This window comes from Streptomyces puniciscabiei (assembly GCF_006715785.1).
GTDB classification, from domain to species: Bacteria; Actinomycetota; Actinomycetes; order Streptomycetales; family Streptomycetaceae; genus Streptomyces; species Streptomyces puniciscabiei.
The window spans coordinates 647864-664004 of sequence record NZ_VFNX01000002.1; the positions used below are offsets into that span (position 1 = coordinate 647864).

Below are 16141 nucleotides of genomic sequence, written 5' to 3' on the forward strand. Positions count from 1 at the left end.
GGTCGACCCTGACCGGCGTGCCGTGAAGAACCGCCGCGCCGTTTTGTCCGCCTCCGTCAGGTCTCTTCCTCCATCCGGATCGCATTGCGCAGTTCCTCGAAGGCCTGGCTCCGGTCATCGGCGTGGGCCTCCAGCAGCGCACCCGCGATCGCGTCCAGCTTGCGCTGGATCGCGTGCTCGGCCCGCATCTCGGCGTTCTTCAGCAGGGCGAGGAGCAGCAGGGTGACCGCGGTCATCGACTCACCCGCCAGCAGGAGCAGTTCGAGCCGCAGGTGCGCGACGTGCGCGGCGGCGAAGAAGCCGACGAGGAGCAGGCAGAAGAGGAAGAACACCGGGGAGCTGGTGAAGTTGGAGGCGTACTCCGAGAACTGCTCGAACCGGCCGCGACGCGCCCCGCCGCGGTGCACAGGATTCTTGAAGGTCATGGCCAAGCCTTCGTTCACGCCGGGCGGCACCGGCCCACCGGCTGCCGCCGGCCCCTCATACGGCGGCCTGGGCCGCGGCGCGTACCCGGCCCTGGGCCGCCATCGCCGGGCCCAGGGCCCCGGCGGTGTGGGCGCCGCTCAGTACGGCCCAGGCCGTGGACTCCGGCAGGGCCGGGCCAAGGGCGCGCAGCAGCGTCGTGTGCGCGGCCGCGAGGGCGAGGACACCACAGGTGCCGGCTCCGGCGAGCAGCAGCCCGCCCGCGCCCAGCCGCTTCAGCGCCGTCATGATCTCGTCCCGGACGGCGCCGATCTCCTTGCGGGCCAGTTCGCCGGTGTCCTGGGCCGGCCGGGCCGCGGCGTCCCCGACGCCGCCGGCCGCCGGTGTGTCGTCGCCTTGCGCGCGCATCGCCTTCTCCTGCCTGCCGTCGCTGGGGATCGTCCGCCGTCGGCGCACGACCACGGATCAGCTCCGCAGTACCCCGGCGAGGGCGTACGACACCGGGCCGGTCCGGCGGATCGCGCGGTCAGGCCGCGAGCGTACGGCCCGGTCCGAGCCGGTCCAGGAGCTGGTCGAGGTGGAGCTCGGCGACGGGGGCGAGGAGGTCGGGGTGGCGCAGCAGGGCGGCGGCACCCCGGTCGGCGTCGTCCGGGGCGAGCAGGCGCCGGAACTCGGCCATCGGGCCCGGGCCGTGATCTCCCTCGGCGACCGCGGCGACGGCCAGCCCGGCCAGCTCGGGATCGGTGAGCAGACCGGCCGCCCAGCTGGCCACGACCTCGTCCACCCAGGTCCGCCAGGCCCAGTCGTCGTCCGTGGCCTCCTCGCCGGTGCGCTCGGCGCCCGTGATCCAGTCCAGACGGGCGGCGCCACCGGGACCGGCCATCGTGACCAGCGCCGCGTCGATGTCGGTCGGGTAGCGCAGGCACGCGGCGACGGTGACCGCCTGGCGGGCCTGCGCCTCGCACAGTGCGGAGGCCAGCGCACCGCCGCTCGGCGGATAGGCGACCGTCAGCCAGCGCGTCGTCGCCGCGATGAGGGGGGACAGATCAGTGAGCACAGCCGGGCCGTCCGGGATACGAGGGGGAACAGGGGCTCGACGCAACGGTAGCCCGGCACCGGGGCGACCGGGAGAGAGTGCGAACCAGGTCATATGTGGCATCGCCCACGTCGGCCCGCCTCGCCGGACGAGCCCGCCGCCCGTGTCACTCCTTCCCGCCGGGGAACTCGTTGCGGGCCACGGCAGGACACGCACCGGAGGGTCAGGCATGACGACGGACGCGGGGCAGTACGACGACCAGGGCGACGTCCCTCTCGCCGGATATGCCGCCCTCGCCGCCGTCTTCGCGGCGGGGGCGGGAGGATACGCGGTGCTGGCCCGGCGCCGGGGTGTCCGGCTGCCGCGGGAGGTGCCGCCGTGGGACGTCGTGCTGCTGGGGACGGCGGCGTACAAGGCGTCCAGGGTGCTGACCCGGGACCGCATCACGAGCTTGCTGCGGGCGCCCTTCACCCGGCGGGCGGACGAGGGCGAGGCGAGCGAGGTCATCGACGAACCGCGGGGCGACGGACTCCGGCGTGCCGTCGGCGACCTGCTGTCCTGCCCGTTCTGCACCTCGGCCTGGACCGCCGGCGCCCTGGTCTGCTCCTACGCGGCCGCACCCCGGCTCACCCGCCTGGTCTGCGGGGGCCTCGCCGCGCTGACGGTCGCGGACTGGCTGCAGTACGCCTGGACGTGGACCCAGCAGACGGCCGAGAGCTGAGCGGACGGCGGTACCGCCCAACGGCCGTACCGCCTGTGCGTCGTCCTATTCCTCGTCCGCGGCGGCACTCACCTCCACGTCGAGCACGCCCTCGTCCTGGAACAGTTCCGACGCCAGTCCCGTCGGATCCGCGGCGCCCTCCAGTTCCAGCAGCACGCGGGCCGCGTCGTCCGTGCGGCCGGGCAGCCGTTCGACCTTGACCTGCACGATCCGGAAGCCACGACGGGTACAGGTCTCCATCAGCCGGGGCAGCAGCGCCGACCCCGTGCGATAGGTCAGGCGTGCCTCGAACGCGGCGGCGGCCGTGCCGGGGATCAGCCGGGAGGTGAAGCGCGCATAGCCGCGCACCACCAGGAAGTGCAGGGCGGTCACGGCCAGCGCGAGGACGGGCAGCCCGCCGCCGCAGGCCATGCCGACCGCGCAGGTCAGCCAGATGGTGGCGGCCGTCGTCAGACCCCGGACGGCGTCGCGCCGTACGAAGATCAGGCCGCCGCCGATGAAGCCGATGCCGGAGACGATCTGCGCCGCGACGCGGGAGGGGTCGAAGGAGACGTTCTCCAGCCCGAGCACCGCGGTGAACCCGTGCTGGGACACCTCCATCATCAGCGCGCTGGCGACACCGACCAGCGTGTGCGTGCGCAGCCCCGCGCTCTTCTGCTGCGCCGCCCGCTCCCAGCCGATCAGGCTGGACAGCAGCAGCGCCAGCGCCAGCTCGGCCAGCTGTCGTGGCCCCTGGCCGTTGTGGACGTCCCACAACGGCGCCGCCAGCCCCGTTTCCGCCATGCGCACCTCGCCTTCGGCTCCGCCGGTGTCCGGCGTCGTTCCACGGTCCGCCGCCACGCCTACCCCCGGGGCGGGACCGCGACGCCCCGTGCCGGGTACCCGCGGCGGCGACCGGGGTACTCGGCCGGGGTCGCGGAAGGCCCGGCCGACCCCGGTGACGGCGCCGCCGGCCGGACGCCGGCCGCTGCCCGGCCCCGACGGGGAGGCAGCGCACCGTCAGGACCTCGTGCGGAAGGAACCGGCCTCATGCGGCACGACGAGATGATCGGAAAGGTGCAGGCGCTGGCCCAGCTGCCGGACCGGGGTTCGGCCGAACGAGCAGCGCACGCCGTCGTCAGCACGCTGTCGGAGCGGCTGCCGTCCGGGCTGGCCCGGCATGTGGCCGCACAGCTGCCGCCGGACATGGCGGCGGCGATGCGGGAGGCGGCGGACGCCTCGGCGGGTGCCGACTCCGGCGTGTCGGGCGAGCGGTTCGGGCTGACGGTCTTCGCCGGACGCATCGCCGACCGGGCTGGCACCGACGAGGACACGGCCCTGCGGGAGGCCGCCGCCGTGATGGAAGTGCTCGACGCCGCGCTGGCCCCGGAGCTCACCGAGCGGATGGCCGACGCCCTTCCCGCGGACATCCGTGACCTGCTGCCGGTGGGCCGGGCGGCGGAGAGCACGGGCCGAGAGGGCTGACAGCGCGTCGTCTCGGGGGGCAGGGCGGCGCACGGATGTTCACGACCTGCGGCACGGCCCGCGCGGCGTGACGGTGCCGGGCGCCGCTTGTTCAATCGGTGTGCAAGCGCCCATCGAGGGCAGGCGTGGTAGTGACGCCCCCCACCCCCGCAAAGGTGCTCCATGGCATTCTTCGCCCTTTCCCGGCAGCAGCCGCTGGTCCTCCTCTCCTCGACCGAGCTCGCCGCGGAGTACGACCGGCTCGTGACCGAGAACGAGCAGTTGCGGCGCGCCGTGTCCTCGCACGCGGTGATCGACCAGGCCATCGGGGCCGTGGTCGTCATCGGTCAGATCGCCCCGGAGGAAGCCTGGCGGGCGTTGCGGGACGTCTCCCAGCGCACCAACACCAAGCTGCGGACGGTCGCCGAGCACATCCTCGACTACGCCCGGGGCGGCACCCTCCCTGAACCGGAGCGGGTCGAACTCGGCAAGGCGATCATCCGCTACCGGCGGTGGGCCGATCCGGACACGGACACGACGACCGGCAGCTGAAATCCCGGTCGGGAGCCCGCCGACGGCGGATCAACGCCTGCCGGGCCTCATACGACGGTGCCGGCGCTGCTTGGTGTGACGGGCCGTCGGATGCAGGATCCACCGGTCCTCGACCTGGTCCAGGCCGAAGAGCAGGACGGTGAGGACGGGGAGCAGCAGTACAGCGATAGTGATCACTGGGGATCCCCTCTGCCGACGACTCTCCCCGGGTGCCCCGCCCCGGGCGGCCCACCCGCAGTGGTTGTGAAGGTCGTGTGAGCTCCGGCTGACGGCACCGGTCGCCGACGCAGCCCTGTGGCGCAAGGGGGCAGGTGGGACCGCTGTGCCGGGCCGGGCGTCGGGCCGGGAACGTGTGAAGGCCGGAGGCCGGGTTCGGCAGGCGACGGGGCAGCCGGGCGTGCCGCGCCACTGGCCGGCCGGGCCACCGAGCTCGCGCGGCCGGACTCCGGAGTGCGAGCGTCATCCGCAGTTCCAGCCGTTCACGGACGCCTTCGCCCCCCCGGACCCGTGCGCCCCGAGCGCTTCGCCGGTGCCGCCGACGCTGCTCGCACGCTCGGGGGGCGCGGCTGTGGCGGGGCAGGAACCGATGTCCGCCGACCGCGGCCTGCGGCCTGCGTGCCTGGCCGTGGGCGGCCGGGTTCACGGGTACGGCGGCGGGGCGGATGCCGAGGGCCCGGAGCGTTCTCGGCCAGTTCGCCACGCCCTGGGCACAGCCCGCGCCCTGCCCCTGGGGACTGGACGGGCAGCCTGACAGCAAAACCGAGACCACGCGCTCAGCGCTCCGCCGCCCGGCACCCGGGCCGGGCGGGACGGCTCGGGTCACATCCGTCGGCCGGGTTTCGTCAGTACAGCGGAAGTGCGGAGCGGGCCTGGAGGTCGTGCGGGTGGATGTGTACGAGGCGGTGGCAAGCCGGCGGGCGGTGCGGGCCTTCACGGACGAGCCGGTCCCGCGTGCGGTGCTGGAGCGGGTCATGGCCGCCGCGGCGCGCGCACCCTCGGGCGGCAATCTCCAGCCGTGGCAGGTCCATGTGCTCACCGGTGCCCCGCTGGCCGAGCTGAAGAAGCGCACCGGAGAGCGTGCCGCGGCCGGTGATCCCGGGGACGAGCGGCAGTACCGGATGTATCCACCGGAGCCGGGGTCTCCGTACCGGGAGCGGCGGTCCGCGGCGGCCGCCCAGCGTTTCGGGGCACTCGGGATCCGGCGCGGGGACGCGGAGGCCCGCCGGGCGGCCGTCGCCGCGAACTGGCGCTGTTTCGGAGCCCCGTGTCTGCTGCTGTGCTACATCGACCGAGCCATGGGCGCGGCGCAGTGGGCGGACCTCGGAATGTACCTGCAAACGGTGATGCTGCTGCTGCGCGCCGAGGGGTTGCACAGCTGTGCGCAGATGGCGTGGTCGGTGTATCACCGGACGGTCGCGGAGGTGGTGTCGCCCCCGGAGGACCTGGTCCTTTTCGCGGCTGTGTCGATCGGCTTCGCGGATCCGTCGGCGCCGTTCGCCCGCATCGACCGGGCACCGCTCGCGGAGACCGTGGCGTTCCTCGGCGACGCCTGACACGACGGCACCCCGGCGGTGAAACGTCCCCGTCCGGGGGAAACCGCGCACGGACGCACTGGGCGCGCCGCGCGCGCCCTGCGCGCTTACGGTTCTTTACATGTGACCGACCGTCATCAGGGTGACGGAGAGGAGCCGGAAGCGGTGGTGGGCGATGGGCGTCGGCGGGCGGCCGGGGCGGACGGCCGGCGCCGCAGGGGCCGGGTGCTGGGCAGCCGGCCGGCGTACACCGTGCGGCTCCCGGCCGTCCCGCGCACCGAACCGGTACCTGCGGCCGAGCGGACGGTCCCGTGGCTGCGGGTCGGGGCGGCCTATGCCTGGCGGCTCATCCTCGTCGGGGTCGTCATCTACGGCGTCTTCAGCATCCTCGGCAGCTTCCAGCTCATCGCCGTGGCCGTCTTCCTCGCGCTGGTCGTCACCACCGTCCTGCGCCCGCTGACGGACCTGCTCAACCGGGTCCTGCCCCGGCCGCTGTCCGTAGCGGTGGCGCTGGTGGGCAGCATCCTGCTCCTGCTGGCCCTGCTCGCCCTGGTGGGCAACGCCGTGGCGGGCGAGTCGGCCAGGCTGGCGGGTGAGTTCCGGGGCGGGGTGCACCGCATCGAGCTGTGGCTCCAGCGACCGCCGTTCCGGCTCAGTCCCGGCCGGCTGTCCCAGCTGGAGAGCCAGGTGACGCACTACCTCTCCGCGCACCGCTCCAGCCTGCTCAGCCGTGCCGTCAGTGGGTTGGGCCAAGTGGTCGAGTTCGTCACCGGGGGCGCGCTCGCGCTGTTCGCCTCCGTGTTCTTCATCCACTCCGGCGAACGCCTGTGGCGCTGGATCCGCGACCAGCTGCTGCCCGTCGGCGCCCGGCCGGCCTGGGACCGGGCGGGGTGGGCCGCCTGGCGGGCCTTCGCCGGGTACACCCGCGGCATCATCATCGTGGCCGCGACCAACGCCGTGCTCGTCGGCATCGCACTGCTCGTGCTGCGGGTGCCGCTCGCCCTGCCACTGACGCTGCTGGAGTTCTTCGCCGCGTTCGTGCCGCTGGTGGGCTCCCCGGTCGCGCTCGGTGTCGCCACGATCGTCGCGCTCGCCGGGCGGGGGCCGCTGACCGCGGTGGCCGTGCTGGCGTTGATCGTCGTGATCGGCCAGCTGGAGGGCCATGTGCTGCATCCCCTGGTGATGAGCTGGGCGGTGCGGCTGCATCCGCTGGTCGTCGCGGTCTCGGTGATCGCCGGCAGCATCATCGCCGGGGTGATCGGCGCCGTGGTGGCCGTCCCTCTGGTGTCGGTGGTCTGGGCGGTGCTGCGCGCACTGCGCGCGGTGCCACCGCCGTGACGGGCCGCCCCCCGGCCGGCCTCGACTGCCCTGTGTCGTGCGGGCGAAGGGCCGTGGCCGGCGGGCTCGGCGCATGCGGCAGCGCCGCCATGATCGTCGTACCGCTACGGGCGGAGACCGCGCCGCCGGCGTACCGGCGCACCCCCCGCCGCCCCTCCGGCTCAGCGCAGCGCCGCCGTGACCAGGCCGCGGATCTCCTCCTCCGCTACGCTCCCGCCGTTCACAAGCCGGTCGAAGACCAGGCCGTCCACGCAGGTCAGCAGCGTCACCGTCCGTTCCTCCGGGTCGGCCACGCCCTGTGCGGCGAGAAAGTCGCACAGGGCCTGCCGCGCCAGGTTCTCGCGCGGCACCAGGATCTCCCGCAGTTCGGGGTGGCGCGCGCTCTCGACGGCGCACGCGTAGCGCGCCAGGGAGCGTCTGCGCCCGTCCCCGGTGAGCCTCGCCGCCGTGAACCCGGTGAGTCCCGCCACCACGTCGGCGGCGGTCCGGGGCGGCGGCGTCCTCGCCCCGATCTCCTGCAGCTCGGCCTGGTCGAGCGCCACCAGGCGCCGTACCAGGGCGGTGAGCAGGGCCTGGCGGGTGCGGTAGTAGGCGGACGTGGTGCCGGGCGGCAGCTGGGCCGCCCGGTCCACCGCGCGATGGGTCAGCCCCCGCACGCCGGCGTCGGCGAGGACGGCGATGGCCGCGTCGGCGAGGAGAGTACGTCGGTCTGGGGACACCCTCACTTTCTACACCCCTGCTTCTACAGCCGTAGAACACCGCTGTAAGGTCTTCGCCAGCGGCTTCTACATCTGTAGAAAGGCTGGCGCTGACCGAGGTCGAAGGGGGTCCGGCATGGGCGGTACGGCGGTGGTGGTCGGAGGTGGCATCGGCGGGCTGGCGGCGGCGATCGGCCTGCGCCGGATCGGCTGGGACGTACGGGTCGTGGAGCGCGCCGCGACCCTCGACGACGCCGGGGCGGGCATCTCGCTCCACGCCAACGGCCTGCGCGCCCTTGACGCCCTCGGCGTGGGCGCGGCCGTACGTGCGGCGGCGCGCCCGCAGTACACCGGCGGCACCCGCACCCCCGCGGGCCGGTGGCTGGCGCGGATGGACGGCGCCGCACTCGAACGCGCGCTGGGCACGCCGATCGTCGGCATCCGGCGCGCGGTCCTGCACCGCCTGCTGCGCGAGGCCCTGCCGGCCGAGAGCCTGCTCATCGGCGTCACCGTGCCCGCACTGGACCTCTCGGCCCCCGACCGGGTGGGAGTGCCGGCCGGGGACGGGATGCTGGACGCCGACCTGGTCGTCGCGGCCGACGGAGTGGGCAGCCGGCTGCGCGGACTGCTGTTCCCCGGACATCCCGGCCCGGTGTACGCCGGCTCGACGGTCCTGCGGGCCGTGACCTCGGGGCCGCCGGCCCTGCGCACCGACTTCGAGCTGACCTGGGGCGGGGGCGCCGAGTTCGGGCACATCGGCTTCCTGGACGGCCGGGCCGAGTGGCACGCGGTGCTCACCGCGCCGCCCGGGGTCCACCACGCCGACCCGCTCGGCATGCTGCGCCGGCGCTTCGCCGGCTGGCACGATCCGATCCCCGCGCTTCTGGACGCGACCCGGCCGGAGGCCGTGCTCCACCACGACATCCACGAACTGGTCACGCCGTTGCCGTCGTTCGTCGCGGGCCGGGTGGCGCTCCTCGGCGACGCGGCGCACGCCATGACACCGAATCTCGGCCAGGGCGCCTGCCAGGCCCTGGAGGACGCGGTGACGCTCGCCGCCGCGCTGGCCGCGCAACCCTCGGTCACCTCGGCGCTGGCCCGCTACGACGCCGAGCGCCGCCCGCGCGCGCAGGCGGTCGCCCGTGCGGCCCGGCAGGCGGGCCGGATGGGCCAGCGGCTGTCCCGCCCGGCGGCCGTGGCCCTGCGCAACACCGCACTGCGGATCGCCCCGTCGCGAGTGGCGACACGGGCGATCCTCCGGCACGCCGACTGGACGCCGCCCAGTCTCGGGTGACCTGCCGGCAGGGGTGTTTCGAGCGTGGGTGCGCCAACCGACCCGCGTGTGACGAGGAGGCGAGGCGCGTAGGGTCCGGGCCGCTGGTCACCCGGCCGGTATGCGATGCGGGTGGACGGAGCGTGGCCGTGTCCGGCGTGGCAGCCGGGGCGCCGTACGGCGCGTGCGAGTGACGTGGCAGGCACTGCGGCGCGAGGTGACGGCCGCGGCGTACGGTGCGGCACGGGCCTGGGCCGGGCCGTGCCGGGAGCGCGATCTGGCCGCCCAGGCGGTGAAGGCCGCCCTCGCCGCGTGGCTCGCCTGGGCGGTGGCCGGCTGGTGGCTGCACGCTCCGGTGGCGTTCGTCGCGCCGTGGGTGGCGGTGGTCCTGGTGGAGTCGACCGTGTACCGGTCCATCGCGCACGGGCTGCAGCAGCTCGCGGCGATCGCGGCGGGCACGGTCGTGGCCACCGCGGTGGCGCTGCCGCTGCGCGACACGATGGCCGCGATGGCCGTCGTCCTCCCCCTCGCGATGCTGCTCGGTCAGTGGCGGCGCCTGGGCAGCCAGGGCATCTACGCGGCCACCGGCGCCCTCTTCGTCCTGACCGGCGGATCCGTCACCGTCGGCACCTCCGCGGCCCGGCTCGCCGAGGCCCTGTTCGGCGCCGTGGTCGGCATCGCCGTCAACGCGCTGGTGCGCCCGCCGCTGTACCTGCGGGACAGCCGGGCCGTACTGAAGGACGCGACCGCGGAGGCCCACGACATCCTGCGCACGGTCGCCGAGGGGCTGGCCGAGGGACGCTGGGACGCCGAGGAGGCCGGCGCCCGGCACGAACGGGCCCTGCGGCTGCACCGGCTCGTGGCGCAGGCCCGCTCATCGGTCGAGTGGGGCCGGGAGAGCCTGCGCGGCAATCTGCGCCGCCGGCGCACCGGCCCGGAGCCACGGCCCGGAAAGGGTTACGACGACGCCGTCCTGGTGCTCGACTACGCCGCCGTACACACGACGGGCGTCACCCGCACGGTACTGGAGGCGGCCACCGAGGGCCGCGCGGCACCCCGCCCACACCCCGAACTCGCCCGATGCTACGCGGAGTTCCTGTGCCGCACGGCACACGCCCTGCGGCTCTACAGCCACAGCCGGTTCGGCGACGCGTACGACGAGTGCGACGACGAGCTGCGCGCGGCCGTGGCACGGTTGCGCGAGACGCTGGACGGTCTGCGCCGGGAACTGGTCCGTGCCACGAGCGACGACCCCGACGAGGTCGCCACCTACGGCGCCCTGCTCGCCCAGGCCCACCGGCTGGCCGATCAGCTCGTCGTCTCGGGCGCCTGACCGGCACTCGGTCCCCGGACGGCGAGGCCGCCGCCGGGACGCCGGTCCGGTTGCGGGCGCGCCCGGACAGGGCGCCTCCGCGGTGAGAGCGATCAGCCGGCGGAGCCGAGGCGTCGATGCGGTGGGCGTACCGACAGGGCACTGCCCGGAGAGGCTCAGGACGTCGCATCTCCTCTGTCCCGGTCGCCCGCAGGCCGGGAGCTCGGCCCGGTGCGGCACGCCGGGTATCCGTCGGGAAGACCCTCGCCAGTCGGTGGTTACACGTGTAACATCCTCGCTGCGCCGACGGCACCGCGCCCTCGGCCCTCGCCCCGGCCGACGACGGAAGGCCCCGCCATGACCTCGACCGCACCCGCCCAGCTCGACACGGGCTGGCCGCCGCCCCCGTTCCGCGCCCCCACCTCCGCCGTGACCGGCACCGACGGCGTGCGGCGTTTCCACGGGCTGACGTACGCGACCTCGCCGGGCTACCGGCCCCGACTGCTGGACGTTCATCTGCCGCCCGCCGAAGGACCCGTACCGGCCGTCGTGTGGATCCACGGCGGCGGGTGGCTGGAGGGCGACCGGCGCTATCCCCCGCCGACCGTGCCGGTGGAGCTGCTGCACGGAGCCGTCCTCGGGGCCGGGCTGGCACTGGTCGGCATCGACTACCGGCACAGCCTCGAGGCGCCGTTCCCCGCCCAGCTGCATGACGTCAAGGCCGCCGTCCGGTATGTACGGCACCACGCCCCGGCCCTCGGCATCGACCCCGAACGGATCGGCGTCTGGGGCGAGTCGGCCGGCGGGCACCTCGCCGCGCTGGCCGGTCTGGTCCGCGCCGACGCGCACGGCGCCGGCCTCGAAGGCGTGGAGGGAGTGCGGGAACAGGACAGCGGGGTGCGGGCCGTCGTCGACTGGTACGGGGTGTCCGACCTCGAACCGCTCCTGGCGCACCCCATGCCGGCCGTGCCCGGCGAGCCGTCGTACCCGAACCCCGTCCACGCCCTGCTCGGCGGGCCGGAGACCGAACGCCGGCAGCGGGCACGCGCCGCCAGTCCCGTGACCTACGCGACGAACGGCGGCGCGCCCCCGTTCCTGCTGATCCACGGCCGTGAGGACCAGGTCGTGCCCTACAGCCAGAGCGAGGCACTGGCCCGGGCACTCAGGGACGCGGGCGGCGACGTCACCGTGCGGCCGGTCGAGGGGGCCGACCACATCTTCCTCGGCTCCACGGAGGTGCCGTCGATCGTGGCGCACAGCGTGGACTTCCTGCACCGACACCTGACCGCCTGACCTGCGGCGCGGGAGCGGGAGCGGGAGCGGCACAGCCTCCCCCGACCTCCCGTGACGGCAGGCGTTCCTCAGGCCGACTCGCGGCGTACGAGCACCGGCTCGACCGCCGGCAGGGGGGCCGCGGTGCCGGTCTCGATCAGGTCGTGCAGCGCCGCGGCCACCTGCGCGGCGGAGGGCACCTCCAGCCGGATCGTGGTGAGGGCGGGGCGCTGCAGGGCCGCGGTGACGAGGTCGTCGCAGCCGACGACGGCGACGTCCCCGGGAACGTCGGCGCCCGCGTCCCGCAGCACGGCCAGCAGCAGCGCCGCGTACTCGTCGTTGTAGGCGAAGACGCCGTCCGGACCGCGCCGCGCCCAGCCGTTCGCCAGCCCGGCGGCAGACGCGTGCGTGTACTCCATCTCCACCGGGGTCACCGTCGCCGTCGTCCGGGCGGCCACGCTCCGCGCACCGGCGAGGCGGGGCTCGGCGAAGGCGCAGAGGCCCCGCTCGCGGGGCATGACGACACCGATGCGCCGCCGCCCCTGCGCGACGAGGTGTTCGGCGGCGAGCGCGCCCACCCGGCGGTCGTCGAACACGACCGTGTACACGCCCTCGACCGGCTGTGGCGCGAGGGCCATCAGGGCCTGGACACCGGCACGCCGCAGCACGTGCACGCCGGCCGGGCCGAGGCTCGTACCGTCCAGCGCCAGGACCGCGCCGGGGCGCAGTTCGGCCCACGCTCGGGCCGCGCTGCCGGGGTCGGGGAACCGGCCGGCGTGCAGGACGGCCGTGTAGCCGTAGCGCTCCAGCTCTGTGTGCAGGTCGTCGATCCAGCCGCTGACCAGGCGGCCGATGGCCGACACGGCGGCCGGGATCAGCACCAGGTTGTTGCGGCCTGCACGCAGGGAGCGGGCCGCCGCGTGCGGGACATAGCCGAGGACGTCCGCGGCGGCGAGGACCTTCGCACGGGTCGCCTCGCTCACGCGGTGCGCCGGGGTGTTGTTCAGCACGAAGGAGACGGTGGCCCGCGAGACTCCCGCCAGCCGCGCGACATCCGCGCTGGTGACGGCCGCGGCCGCGTTCCTCGCCATGGTTCCCCTCCGCCCGGTTTCGGTGCTCTCAGGTTACACGCGTCAAGTGACGGAACGGCCTCCCTGACGCAGACCTCTGTTCAACCCCGCAACCGGGTGCTACACAAGGACCACGCTCCTTGGTTACTCGTGTAAGTAGCCGGCTCTGTTCCCCTCTCTCGCTCTTCCTCCTCCTCATCCTCTTCCTCCGGGAGTCGCCATGCCCGTGCCCACCGAAGATCTCCGGCCCGCCACCACGCCGGCCGCACCCGAGTCCCGGCAGCGCGGGCTGATGACGCTGCGGCTGGTCGCCAACGCGTCGATGTACGCGGTGTACATGGGGGTCGGGTCCGTCCTGCTGCCCACCCAGGTCGCCGCGATCGACGCGCACCACAAGGTGGCCCTGCTGGGCCTGATCGGCGGGGTCAGCTCGGTGTTCGCCACCGCCTGCAATCCGGTCGCCGGCGCGCTCTCGGACCGTACGGGACGCCGCGGCCCCTGGGTGCTCGGCGGTGCGCTGGCCTCACTGGCCGGTCTCGCCCTCCTCGGCAGCGTGCGCACGGCGCTGCTGGTGGGGATCGGCTGGTGCCTCGTCCAGGCGACGATGAACGTCTACCAGGCCGCCGTCACCGCCATCGTGCCCGACCGGATCCCGCCGGCCCGCCGCGGCACGGCCTCCGCCCTGGTGGGGCTCGCCCTGCCGGTCGGCGGCACGCTGGGCGTCCTCATCGCCTCCAGAACCGCCGACCACCTCTCCGCGGGGTACCTGGCACTGGGACTGGTCGCCGCAGCGGCGGCGGTGCTGCTGACGGCGCTGTGCCGGGACGTTCCGCGGGACCAGGGCGCCGTACCCGCGCCGTCCCTTCCCTGGCGCCGGCGTGCGGCGGTCTTCCTGTCGGCGCTGAGCAGCCGCGACTTCCGCTGGGCCTTCATCGGCCGTGCCCTGATGGTGCTGGGCTACTTCTCCGTCGTCGGCTACCAGCTGTACATCCTCGACGACCACATCGCGCTGCCGAAGGGACTCGGCGCGGCGGACGCCATGGCCGTCCTCACTCCCGTGTCGATGGCGGCGATGGCCGTCTCCACGCTGGTCGGCGGCCTGCTGTCGGACCGCTGGAACCGGCGCAAGGTGTTCGTCGGCGTCTCGGCGGCACTGGCGGGCGTCGTCATGGTGGTGCCCGTGGTCGCGCCGACCTGGCCGGGCATGCTCGTGTTCAGTGCCCTCAACGGGCTGGCGTTCGGCTGCTTCATGGCCGTGGACACCGCCGTCGTCACCCTCGTACTCCCCCGCGCCGAGGACGCCGCACGCGATCTGGGCGTGCTGAACATCGCCAACGCCGGACCGCAGATCGTGGCGCCGTTCGTCGCCTCGGCCGTCGTCACCGCGCTCGGCGGCTACACCCCGCTGTTCCTGTTCGGCGGCGCGCTGTCGCTGCTCGGCGCGCTCGCCATCCTGCCCATCCGCGGCGTGCGCTGAGCCGCCGTCAGAGTTCCTCCCGGTGTCCGCCGAGCCGCCGTCACGCCCTTTTCCAAGGAGTACCCGTGCCTCGCAGAGCCCTCCTTCCCCTGGCCGCCCTGCTGCTGTGTGCCGGCACCCTCGCCGCGCCCGCCGCCGGAGCCGCCCCGCGCGCCTCGGACCCGCCGCGGCCGCTGCGCATCCTGCTGACGAACGACGACGGTTACGACGCCCCCGGCATCCGCATGCTGTACGACCGCCTCACCGCCGCCGGGCACGACGTGACGATCGTCGCCCCGCTCACGAACCAGAGCGGAGCCGGTACCCGCATGTCGAGTGGGCCCACGATCGGCGTACTGCATCCGCAGCCGAAGGTGTGGGCGGTCGACGGCTCGCCGGCGGACGCGGTGAGCTTCGGTCTCTCCGCCGTGTTCGCGCGGCACGCCCCGGACCTGGTCCTCTCCGGGACGAACTTCGGCCCCAACCTTGCGGCCATGGCGACTCATTCGGGCACGGTGGGCGCCGCGGTGACGGCCCTGGAGGACGGCGTGCCCGCGATCGCCGTCAGCACCGGCGGCCTTCGGGCGCCCGTATCCGACCGGATCCTCAACGCCATGCGCCCCACGGACGACTTCGTGCTGGCACTCGTCGACCAGCTGCGGGACCGGGCCCACGGCGGACGTCTGCTGCCGGAGGGTGTGGGCCTCGACGTCGACCATCCGGTGCTGGGGGCGGACGGCACGGGAACCGCGCGCGGCACCGACGTCACCACGCAGGATCCGCGTCCCGTGCTCGAGCCCGAGTACGCCGACAACGGCGACGGCACCTGGAAGGTGACCGTCGGCGTCGTGGACGCCCCCGCCCGCCCGGGCAGCGACGTCGCGGCCGTCGACGCCGGCCGCATCTCGGTCTCGCCGATCACCCCCGGCTGGAACCCTGGCCCGGGCGACTACGCCCGTACGGCGGCCCTCGTGGCGGGACTGCGGCCCTGAGGAACCGGCTCAGGCGCCGACGGGTGCCGGTGGCGGCGGCGCATGAGCACCGCCCGGGCCGTCACGTGCGGACGCCACCGCCGGAAAAAGAGTTGTCCGGGTACCCGTACTGCCGCCACGATCAGCCCATGACCTCGCTGATCGACTTGCTGCCGCCGACCGCCGCCGACCGATCGGTGCGCGGCCGACAGCAGCGCGACCGACGGCGGAGGCCCACACCCGTCCACGCATGACCGCGGCGCTGGTCGCGGGGCTTCTCGCGGGCTACGGCATCGCCGTGCCCGTGGGGGCCGTCGGGACGTATCTGGTGGCGTTGACGGCTCGGACCTCGTTGCGGATCGGCGCATGCGCCGCCCTGGGGGTCGCGACGGCGGACGGCGTCTACGCGCTGATCGCCGTGCTCGGAGGCTCCGCGCTCACGCACGCCGTCGAGCCGATCGTGCGCCCCCTGCGCTGGGTCGCCGGCGCGGTGCTCGTGGTGCTGGCGGTGCGCGGCGCGGCAGCGGCGATCACCCACTACCGCACACCGCCGACGGCCTCCCGGACCGAGGGGACTCCCCTCCGCCCCGCCCGGGCCTTCCTGGGGCTGTGGGGCCTCACGATGATGAACCCCCTCACCGTGATCTACTTCGCGGCGCTGGTGCTGGGCAGCCAGGCCTCTGCGGTCCCGGACCGGGTCGAACGGGCCGTGTTCGTCCTGGCCGCCTTCGCGGCGTCGGCCAGTTGGCAACTGCTCCTGGCCGGGGGCGGAGCCTTGCTCGGCCGGCTCCTGACCGGCAGCCGGGGCCGGCTCGTCACGGCCTTGGCGTCCAGCGCCGTGATGACGGCACTCGCCCTTCGCGTGCTGTTCGCTCACGGCCACTAGGGCAGGCCGCCCTCGGCGCGGTGCGCACATGGCCGATGCCTCGGGTGGCCGCGTCGGGTTCCGGGGCGGAGGCGATCGCCCCAGCGGCCGTATGCCCAGGCCGGGTGACTGCGCGTGGCACGGTGTCAGGGGCGGCTCGTAGCGTCCGTGCCACGCAC

General features: G+C 74.6%; 18 protein-coding genes. 11 read left to right on the forward strand and 7 right to left on the reverse strand.

Going from position 1 to position 16141, the window contains the following annotated elements; translation table 11 throughout:
• Positions 1 to 56: 56 nt before the first annotated feature.
• The 3 genes from FB563_RS33885 to FB563_RS33895 all read right to left on the reverse strand — a co-directional run bounded on the left by FB563_RS33885 (position 57) and on the right by FB563_RS33895 (position 1480).
• Positions 57 to 425: a hypothetical protein gene (locus FB563_RS33885; protein WP_055704997.1), complete on the reverse strand. Its 369-nt coding sequence runs from the start codon at positions 423 to 425 to the stop codon at positions 57 to 59.
• 55 nt (positions 426 to 480) lie between these two features.
• Positions 481 to 831 carry a phage holin family protein gene (locus FB563_RS33890; protein ID WP_142219143.1) on the reverse strand — a complete coding sequence of 117 codons (351 nt, stop codon included), beginning with the start codon at positions 829 to 831 and terminating at the stop codon, positions 481 to 483.
• A 118-nt stretch (positions 832 to 949) separates the two neighbouring features.
• A complete protein-coding gene (locus FB563_RS33895) occupies positions 950 to 1480 on the reverse strand; it encodes a hypothetical protein (protein ID WP_055704999.1) in 531 nt (176 codons plus the stop codon).
• A gap of 208 nt (positions 1481 to 1688) precedes the next feature.
• Between FB563_RS33895 and FB563_RS33900 the strand changes: the two genes are divergently transcribed.
• Positions 1689 to 2180 carry a DUF1360 domain-containing protein gene (locus FB563_RS33900; protein ID WP_055705000.1) on the forward strand — a complete coding sequence of 164 codons (492 nt, stop codon included), beginning with the start codon at positions 1689 to 1691 and terminating at the stop codon, positions 2178 to 2180.
• Positions 2181 to 2225: 45 nt separating this feature from the next.
• On the opposite strand, the gene FB563_RS33905 is transcribed toward FB563_RS33900, so the two are convergent.
• Complete coding sequence (locus FB563_RS33905; RefSeq protein WP_055705011.1) at positions 2226 to 2963, reverse strand: MgtC/SapB family protein; 738 nt, start codon at positions 2961 to 2963, stop codon at positions 2226 to 2228.
• A gap of 246 nt (positions 2964 to 3209) precedes the next feature.
• On the opposite strand from FB563_RS33905, the gene FB563_RS33910 reads away from it, so the two are divergent.
• Both FB563_RS33910 and FB563_RS33915 read left to right on the forward strand, forming a co-directional pair.
• The gene (locus tag FB563_RS33910) at positions 3210 to 3644 is read left to right on the forward strand and encodes a DUF2267 domain-containing protein (protein WP_055705001.1); all 435 of its coding nucleotides are present in this window, start codon (positions 3210 to 3212) and stop codon (positions 3642 to 3644) included.
• A gap of 162 nt (positions 3645 to 3806) precedes the next feature.
• The gene (locus FB563_RS33915) at positions 3807 to 4175 is read left to right on the forward strand and encodes an ANTAR domain-containing protein (protein WP_055705002.1); all 369 of its coding nucleotides are present in this window, start codon (positions 3807 to 3809) and stop codon (positions 4173 to 4175) included.
• 30 nt (positions 4176 to 4205) lie between these two features.
• Here FB563_RS33915 and FB563_RS43280 read toward each other — a convergent pair whose 3' ends face one another.
• Entirely contained in the window at positions 4206 to 4352 is a 147-nt protein-coding gene (locus tag FB563_RS43280; protein ID WP_159045458.1) for a hypothetical protein, read from the reverse strand.
• 707 nt (positions 4353 to 5059) lie between these two features.
• Between FB563_RS43280 and FB563_RS33920 the strand changes: the two genes are divergently transcribed.
• Together FB563_RS33920 and FB563_RS33925 are read left to right on the forward strand one after the other, a co-directional pair.
• Positions 5060 to 5728, forward strand: coding sequence for a nitroreductase (locus tag FB563_RS33920; RefSeq protein ID WP_055705003.1), 669 nt, complete (start codon positions 5060 to 5062; stop codon positions 5726 to 5728).
• 144 nt (positions 5729 to 5872) lie between these two features.
• Positions 5873 to 7045 (forward strand): AI-2E family transporter, encoded by a 1173-nt coding sequence (locus FB563_RS33925; RefSeq protein ID WP_055705004.1) that lies wholly within the window; start codon positions 5873 to 5875, stop codon positions 7043 to 7045.
• Between the two features lie 161 nt (positions 7046 to 7206).
• Here the strand turns inward: FB563_RS33925 and FB563_RS33930 are convergent, their stop codons facing one another.
• The gene (locus FB563_RS33930) at positions 7207 to 7764 is read right to left on the reverse strand and encodes a TetR/AcrR family transcriptional regulator (protein WP_055705005.1); all 558 of its coding nucleotides are present in this window, start codon (positions 7762 to 7764) and stop codon (positions 7207 to 7209) included.
• A 115-nt stretch (positions 7765 to 7879) separates the two neighbouring features.
• On the opposite strand from FB563_RS33930, the gene FB563_RS33935 reads away from it, so the two are divergent.
• The 3 genes from FB563_RS33935 to FB563_RS33945 all read left to right on the forward strand — a co-directional run bounded on the left by FB563_RS33935 (position 7880) and on the right by FB563_RS33945 (position 11621).
• Positions 7880 to 9037 (forward strand): FAD-dependent monooxygenase, encoded by a 1158-nt coding sequence (locus tag FB563_RS33935; RefSeq protein WP_055705006.1) that lies wholly within the window; start codon positions 7880 to 7882, stop codon positions 9035 to 9037.
• Between the two features lie 163 nt (positions 9038 to 9200).
• Complete coding sequence (locus FB563_RS33940; protein WP_411573168.1) at positions 9201 to 10349, forward strand: FUSC family protein; 1149 nt, start codon at positions 9201 to 9203, stop codon at positions 10347 to 10349.
• 336 nt (positions 10350 to 10685) lie between these two features.
• Complete coding sequence (locus FB563_RS33945) at positions 10686 to 11621, forward strand: alpha/beta hydrolase (protein ID WP_142219144.1); 936 nt, start codon at positions 10686 to 10688, stop codon at positions 11619 to 11621.
• A gap of 68 nt (positions 11622 to 11689) precedes the next feature.
• Here the strand turns inward: FB563_RS33945 and FB563_RS33950 are convergent, their stop codons facing one another.
• Positions 11690 to 12691, reverse strand: a complete 1002-nt coding sequence (locus tag FB563_RS33950) for a LacI family DNA-binding transcriptional regulator (RefSeq protein ID WP_055707962.1) — start codon at positions 12689 to 12691, stop codon at positions 11690 to 11692.
• A 199-nt stretch (positions 12692 to 12890) separates the two neighbouring features.
• Between FB563_RS33950 and FB563_RS33955 the strand changes: the two genes are divergently transcribed.
• From FB563_RS33955 to FB563_RS33965, 3 genes are all read left to right on the forward strand, one after another.
• Entirely contained in the window at positions 12891 to 14147 is a 1257-nt protein-coding gene (locus FB563_RS33955) for an MFS transporter (protein ID WP_055707963.1), read from the forward strand.
• 65 nt (positions 14148 to 14212) lie between these two features.
• Complete coding sequence (gene surE, locus FB563_RS33960) at positions 14213 to 15118, forward strand: 5'/3'-nucleotidase SurE (protein WP_055707964.1); 906 nt, start codon at positions 14213 to 14215, stop codon at positions 15116 to 15118.
• Positions 15119 to 15347: 229 nt separating this feature from the next.
• Positions 15348 to 15983, forward strand: a complete 636-nt coding sequence (locus tag FB563_RS33965) for a LysE family transporter (protein ID WP_055707965.1) — start codon at positions 15348 to 15350, stop codon at positions 15981 to 15983.
• Positions 15984 to 16141 lie beyond the last annotated feature (158 nt).